The 7268-nt window shown below is 41.0% G+C and carries 5 protein-coding genes; all 5 read right to left on the bottom strand.

The genetic code is table 11. The annotated features are described in order from the left end of the window. On the bottom strand, positions 1-4157 hold a 4157-nt coding region (locus Q8865_10505; GenBank protein MDP4153846.1), incomplete at its 3' end, for an alkaline phosphatase family protein. 431 nt (positions 4158-4588) lie between these two features. Then, positions 4589-5083, bottom strand: coding sequence for a hypothetical protein (locus Q8865_10500; GenBank protein MDP4153845.1), 495 nt, complete (start codon positions 5081-5083; stop codon positions 4589-4591). Positions 5084-5116: 33 nt separating this feature from the next. Then, a complete protein-coding gene (locus tag Q8865_10495; protein MDP4153844.1) occupies positions 5117-5614 on the bottom strand; it encodes an AAA family ATPase in 498 nt (165 codons plus the stop codon). A gap of 59 nt (positions 5615-5673) precedes the next feature. After that, positions 5674-6237, bottom strand: coding sequence for a DJ-1/PfpI family protein (locus tag Q8865_10490; protein MDP4153843.1), 564 nt, complete (start codon positions 6235-6237; stop codon positions 5674-5676). A gap of 87 nt (positions 6238-6324) precedes the next feature. Next, on the bottom strand, positions 6325-7268 hold a 944-nt coding region (locus Q8865_10485), incomplete at its 5' end, for a prolyl oligopeptidase family serine peptidase (GenBank protein MDP4153842.1).

Here is a 7268-nt window from a genome sequence, read left to right as displayed (position 1 = left end):
ATATCTGCATAAGCACAATGCTCCCCCCCGCTGTAAAGAGGCTTATGAAGCATAAGAATCTTCCACTTTTTGCTGGTTTGCATCATATTTTTTTTCAACCAGTCAATCTGCGATTGAAAATCCTCAGCAGTAAGAAGCATTTCTGTGTCTAAGACAGAGAAGTGTGCATTCCCGTAATCGAAAGAATAAACCGCATTACTTGGAAACGTCTGCACTGTTGCATTGTTCGGCAGATTGAAATGATCTTCATAGTTAGCATTATTTCTGCCTTCATGATTGCCTACTACAGGAGCAGTTGGAAGATTAAGAAAGATATTTTGTTTCTTTCCGAAATAATAGGACCATTCCTGCTCATCATTCGGAGATGTAAGCCCGGTGTTAATCATGTCACCGCCAACAGCCATAAAACTAGCATTAGGGAATGTATTCACAGCAGATTGCATGGTTTTCGCCCAAAGATCATAGCTGTCACTTGTATACCCTTGTGGGTCTGTCAGAAACAGGAAGGTGAAATCTTTGTCAGAAGATGTGGTAAAGCTGCCGGTTTCACTCCACGTAGTTCCATCACCGACACGGTAAAAATATTTCGCACCCGACGCAAGTCCGGTTGCTTTTGCTTTATGCGACACATAATTTGTATTGGTCCCGGATTGTTTCAATGTAACATTTTGACTTATGCCATTAAACTCAGTTGCATCTTTTGAAAAGTCGGCAGTCTCACCGGTTGCCTTTATAACCTGCACCTTTGTGCCGGTAACCCCGGAATCGGTGAACCACGCAAAGCCAATTTCCGTTTTTGTATCTCCGTTGGGAGTCATATTGATATCATAAGGTTTTCCTGTGTCTCCGGAAGGATCTGGCGTCTGCTGGGACTCGCTGTAAAAATCGATACTGTCAAAACTTACGCCCACACCATTTGCTGATTTATTGGTTACGAACTGAACGGAATCCCCTTTATTCAGCGTGTAATTGATTACTTTAGTGTCATATTTTCCAGATGACACGTTATTCGTTGGAAAAAACACATCACGTATTGCTTTGCCGTTAACCATAAGGGTCATGAGTCCATCTTGGGCGGCTGCATAGTGCACTTCCATGCGCTTGGATGCAGGCACACCAGTAAATTCTACAGACGCCTTGTCGCTGTCGGTATTGCCAACATATGCACCGTTTGAGGCCGACGAATCCAGAAGCTTTTCTGAATTTCCGCTTGTCTGTGCAGTTTCTGCCTCGACTGTCGTCTTGTATTCCGCAGCTGCGCTTTTGCCGTCTAACGCACTGTAGATAATCTTGCCGGTAGAATCAAGCGGCGCATTAACCCCCATTAAATAAGACATAGTCGCTGCGAAGTCTGTATTATGAATTGTTTCTGTATCGCTATAACCCTTTTTAATGTCTTTGCCCCACATGAAAGCTGTTATTCTTTGGGCTCTGTCAGAAAGGCTGTCATGTGCGCCACGTGCAACCAGCAAATCTGTTCCGACGGATGAGGGCATAAAATGATATGGTGTTTTCGGGGAAATAATGAGGTCTGCAAACCCTTCCTTTGCGCCGAGCTCTTTAATCTGGTCCGGCTGCAGAATTATATCGACATAACTTTTATCCTTAATTGCCTCCATGATTTTTTTATTCTTAGCGGCAATTACATCTGGATTGCACTCATTAATATACGAAAGCTGTACCTGCAGGCCGCATGAAACAAGCGCAATCTTCGTATCAGCAGCAGGGGCTTGCATACTCGCATTGGGGTAGAGATACTGCACTTTGTAATCGCTGCCTAAAGAATTAATCGTATCCATCAAATCAGGAAGTTTGGAACTAATGCTGTCATCGGATGAAGACTCCTGTAATCCGAAGTTCGCCATTCCATGGTCGGCGGTTAAAACAAAATCCATGTTATCATAAGCGCTGGCATCCTTGCAGGCTTGAATAAATTCGCCAAGCTTCGCATCCATCATCTGCAAATGGTCCACAATCATTTGCTCCCGCTGTGTTTCGGTAGTAGCGGTTGGCTGGCCGTATTCGGGGGTTTCGTTATGCCCGATACCGTCAATATCATCCATATAGACTGAGATAAATCTTGGCAGTGAAAAGAGCTTTGTGCTTCCGGCACGAAGATTTTTTACAAGATCAATTGCAGCATCAAAACGGGCAGCACCATCCGAATAACCGTTTGAACCTGCCGGAGCGGAATAGTAATCTTTAAACGGATCGCCTGCAACGGCCCCCCTGTTTTCCAGCGCAAACTGATTGATGGAAATAATATCGAGGTTTTGCCGGACAGCGGATTCGCCTATGGTTTCGGCCATGTCTTTTCGTCCAGGTGTTTCCTGTACAACAATGTTTTTCAACTTATTAAAATAACGATAGCTGTTGTCGGTAAACTTGGTGGTTGTACCCGAAACAATTGAGGTCTGCATCGGGTCGGTAATGGATGGTGTACGTGTAAATGCATTTGGAAAATATACGCCGTCGCTGGTCATGATTTTAGTAAGATTAGGAATCTTATTTTGCGCCTTCGCAAGATCTATGTAATAGTTTGCGCATCCATCCCAGTTGATATATACAACCGTATTTCCGGCCGGCGGAGTTTCCCTTTTCATATAGGTGACTTTTCTTGTTAGAATTGTGGTTTTCCCATAACTGTTTGATGCCTGAATTGTGACGGTATTGTCCCCTTCTTTCAGGGTGACAGCCGCAGAAAATGTTTTATCTGCGTTCAAACTGATATTATTATCATTCACCTTAAATGTGCAGTCCTCATTCACAGATCCGGTGATTGTCATATTGGGGTTTACAACAATAGTATCAGTGGAAGGATAGGTCAATGTAACAACCGGAGCAGCCGGAACAAAATTCCAAACCTGACCCTCGCTATTATCCGGAGCTGTACAGCCTAACCATGAACAAATGGTAGGGGCCAAGTCCTTTATTGTCGCGTTGTCCTGCACATCATAACCCTTTGGAATACTATTGCCGGAAAGCACACAAAATACTTTGCTGTCTTTTAAATCACCAACTCTATAAATACCTGTCGCACAGGAGGCAAAGGATTTGCCCGCTACTGGTGTAAGCAGATAATCGCAATAGGTATCAGATAAACCTAAATCAGCAGCGGAATATACCTTATCAATAACTTTACCAGCATTGGATGATTTGTTATTCAAGTAAGATAATACCTTAGCCTTATCATCATCAGTTGCAAGGTTGGTAAATGAGATTGTCGTGTTGTGCATCATATACTGTTTAACAATAACGACCTTGGCGCTGGTGTCGGTAACAGCCACTGCGGTGCCACCAGAATTTCCAACTTCAACGGCCTTTACTCCGGTATCGGCTGTAATGTTAGTGGAAAGGGTTGCGGTGGTTGCCTTTGATGCTACTTTTGATGTAGGAGCAAGCGAATTCAAAACGATGGTCGTTTGTGAAGTAATCCCTTTAGCATCAAGTGCATTTAAGATATCGCCGAGCTTGGTATCAATATCTGTCAGAGCCGCTGCATATTTTTTGGCGGCATTTGTATCCGATTCAACTGTATCATAGCTTATTTTCTTTATATCGTTTGAATACGCTGAAATAAATCTTGGCATATCTGCGCTTTGAATGGCAGTGACAACATCAGCGGAGACATCATCAAATTTTATAAGATTATCTCCGTTCGTACCATGAGCCGTAAAAAGATGATCCGGATCGCTTGCCGATACGCCGCGTCCTTCGATTGATTTATTCCCTATAATCCAGCCAGAAGCGAGGGTGCGTATGTTTGACAGCTTAAGCTTTTCAAAAACAGTCTGTGCATTCATGGAAAAGGAATCTGCCGTGACGCTGTTGGCTCTTTTATCGTAATATCTATACATAAAGCCGTTTGTCTTTGAGCCGGCTCCAGTTAAAGCGGCTACCTCAGAGCCAAAATAGGCTGGTATTGTGGTATCGACCCCTCTAAGCCTTGTTCCATTGGCTAGGAGTTTATCAATGTTGGGGGTGAGCAATCCGGCCTGTTTTGCTTGGTCATAAACGGAGTTTGACAATCCATCAATGACTAAATTAATCACATATTGATCGCTTACCGGAGGATTAAGTGCCTTTACCACACTTAGCGGAAGAACTTGAAGAAAGCAGCAAAGTGCCAAAACTATCCCTATAATTTTCTTTTTCATACCATTTCTCCATTTATTTTATTGTTTATCTTACGATAATTCATACAACGTCTAGATTTATAAGGATAATGGTTTTCTATTATGGAATAGTTAGGACCTATTTATTTTCTTATTAAGCTTAAAGTCAATTTTCTCAATCAGTTAATGTTTAAAGTGTAATAAATAGAATAGTCTGCCGATTGCTTGTCACGAAAGTATTGAATTTTGCACTTATTGGGGAATAAGTTATTAATAAACACGTTTTAAGCTTACGGTCATTTTTACGGTCAACGCCATAATAATTAATGATATTACATATAACTCAATGGAAACTCATAACCCGAAGGTCGTTGGTTCAAATCCAGCCTCCGCAACCAAAAAAGTCCCACAAATGGCTTTAAATCGCCGTTCGTGGGACTTTTCTTTATACATGAAAACGCTCAAAATACAAATTAATCAGCAACCTGCATGTACTCATCTTTGTTGTTTCGAATATATGCGGCAACCAACTTAATTGTTAACGGCATGGTTTTACTGAGCGATTCATTTATTAGCATCATTTTTTTAGATAATTCAGCATATTGTCCCGGAGCATTATTGGACTTTTCCGTATTTATACTTAGAAATAATACATGCATTTTTTGAAGAATCTCTACCATAGCCATATCTCCAAAATACTGCATTCCCCTTTCCAATTGTGACCAGACTCCATCATTTGATAGCAAATATGAAAGATGTGTATAGAATTCTTCAACTCCATTGAAAGTGTGTCCGTAAAGAACTTGAAACATTAATAAAGCCTGTAGCCCAGTATTTAGGGAAGCGTAAACCTCCTGTTTTACCGCGAGATTTTTACCACGAATTTCTTTGATGGTAGGTTCTATGCACATCCATATTAGTGAAGCATCATCTATTTTCTCAAAGTCTTTTCGCTTAACTGTTACCATAACATTATCTTCCTTCCGTATAATCTTTTTAAGCTACTGTTGCATTTTTGTTATTTTTAGAACTCTATCTACAGTATCTGCAACAGATAATTCAGTTGTATCCACCTTTATTGTATCTGTTCGTCTGAATACTTCCTGGTACAACATGCTTTTATTAATGGTCGCCTCATCCCTTTCAGCCTGAAGCATTCTTTCTTTCAATTTATTATCTTCACAAAGTAATGTTATTCTAATTACTTTAAAATCATCATCAGCTAATTTCCAAATTAAATAGTTCATCATTTCTTCTCTTGGAATAACCCATGAAAAGAGAACATATTTGAATGATGGATTGGTTAAGTAGTTGTTTAAAAGATGATAAATATTATCCAAAAACATCTTTTGGTTTATTTCAGTGAAATCCATAGGATTCATCATCATACACCAGTCACCATCTAACCAGGCACTATGAGCAAGTGTTCTATTGAGCTCCTTGCAGAGACACGTTTTACCAACCCCCATGGCACCGTTAATAATGATAAATTTCTTCAATAGTTTCTCCTTCCATTCTGCGTCCGCCTGAGGCGAAAGTTTCAGGCATCCTCAAAGATTTAAGTTTTTCTCTCGATATAATACCTATCAGCTGTCACCATTGCTTTTTCCTTTGATTTAATAACCTCAACCAGTTTAAGAGCCGCATCCATTGAGGTTCCCAGTGCTTTTGAGGTCACTACATTGCTGTCGACAACCACTTTTTCATCTATGCAGTTCCCGGAATGAATCATAGAAACCACCGACGGAAGACAGGTGTACTTTTTGCCGTCCAACGCTCCTGCTTTGTCAAGAATAATCGGGGCTCCGCATATTCCGAATACAAGCTTTCCTTCATCGTAAAACTTGCGAACTAAAGAAATGACTTCTGTATTCTTTGCAAGTTCGAGAACGCCCCGCCCTCCCGGAAGAAGAATTCCGTCATATTCTTCTGTGCTTATATCTTCGAGAAAATTAAAAACATTGTTAATCAAATATGTCATGCCTGTAAAGCTGCTGACGGTATTCTGGCTCACGCTGAATATATCCAATGAAATATCAGACCTTCTTAGAATATTAATGACAGTTATGCCCTCAATATCATCAAAATTGTTTCCCAACAGCATGCAGTATTTGTTTTGCATAACACACCTCCCTAATCTTATCTTCTGAAGATTTTTCTAAAAGCACCGCCGTAAGAGTTACTACAGAACAGTGTTGTTGTGATAAATTCAATCAGGCGAATGATGTAAATCAAGCCATTCGTTGATGCAACTTAGAACTTTATTCGTCACGACCGAACTGTTGGGCAGGACCATATCGAATGCATGATCTGTATGCGGCAGCTCAAGCATATCTGCATCTACGTCCAATTTTTCCAAATTTTCATACATTGCTTTTGTCGGCTCGAACGGGGTCATGCTGTCATCTGAACCCTGAATGAGAAATGTGGGGGGAACATTACGGCTCAAGAACCTGTTTGGTGAGCTAATCTCATATAAATGCTTAAAATTACCCTCTTCAGGGCTTCCGCCGAGAAGTGTTTTTGTAACGATTTTTTGGGAGTCACTGATTGACTTGGATCCGTTTACATCTGATAGACTAAAAAATGCGTCTCCGAGTTTATCTAATGCTGTTTTTTGATTTTCCGTTTTGTCAGTGAAATAATGATAATTATAAAGCATATCCACAACGGGATAAAATGCTATTACACCGTCTGTTTTAACTTGATCGGCTGTTAAGCCATCCGATGCATAGTCGGGGCAACTGGAAGCATATGCTGCCAGCAGCGCGAGATTAGCACCGGCAGAACCGCCGGAGAGATAGATGTGGCGGATACCATATTCTGATGCGTGATTCTTTAAATAGACAATCTTTTCGCGAATATCCTGAACTATTCCGATAATATCCGTGTCCAGCCTTGTTTTTCCAGTGAAGACCACCGCACCATAATCGTTTTGCGTAAGGTCATCAACAAGATAATCCACATTTTTTTCATTTATCGCAATCCAGTTTCCATAGGCAAGATACATGACAACATCTCGAGGCGTCTTGCTGCTGTCCGGCATGTAAAGCTTAAATGTCACCGGCTTATTGCTCGTAAAGTTCCGTGATAGATCAATACAGATATGATCTTGCTGGCTGCTTGCCGCTTTCACTGCTTCCCCATTGGCTT

The sequence above is a fragment of the Bacillota bacterium genome (assembly GCA_030705925.1).
Taxonomy (GTDB): domain Bacteria; phylum Bacillota; class Clostridia; order Oscillospirales; family Feifaniaceae; genus JAUZPM01.
The sequence above is the reverse complement of the archived record's forward strand: the minus strand, read 5'-3'. Positions and strand labels throughout refer to the sequence as shown.

Coding starts and splice junctions, on each gene's coding strand:
- Q8865_10500 (MDP4153845.1), bottom strand. CDS start 5,083: ATGGTAACAGTTAAGCGAAAAGACTTTGAGAAAATAGATGATGCTTCA.
- Q8865_10490 (MDP4153843.1), bottom strand. CDS start 6,237: ATGCAAAACAAATACTGCATGCTGTTGGGAAACAATTTTGATGATATT.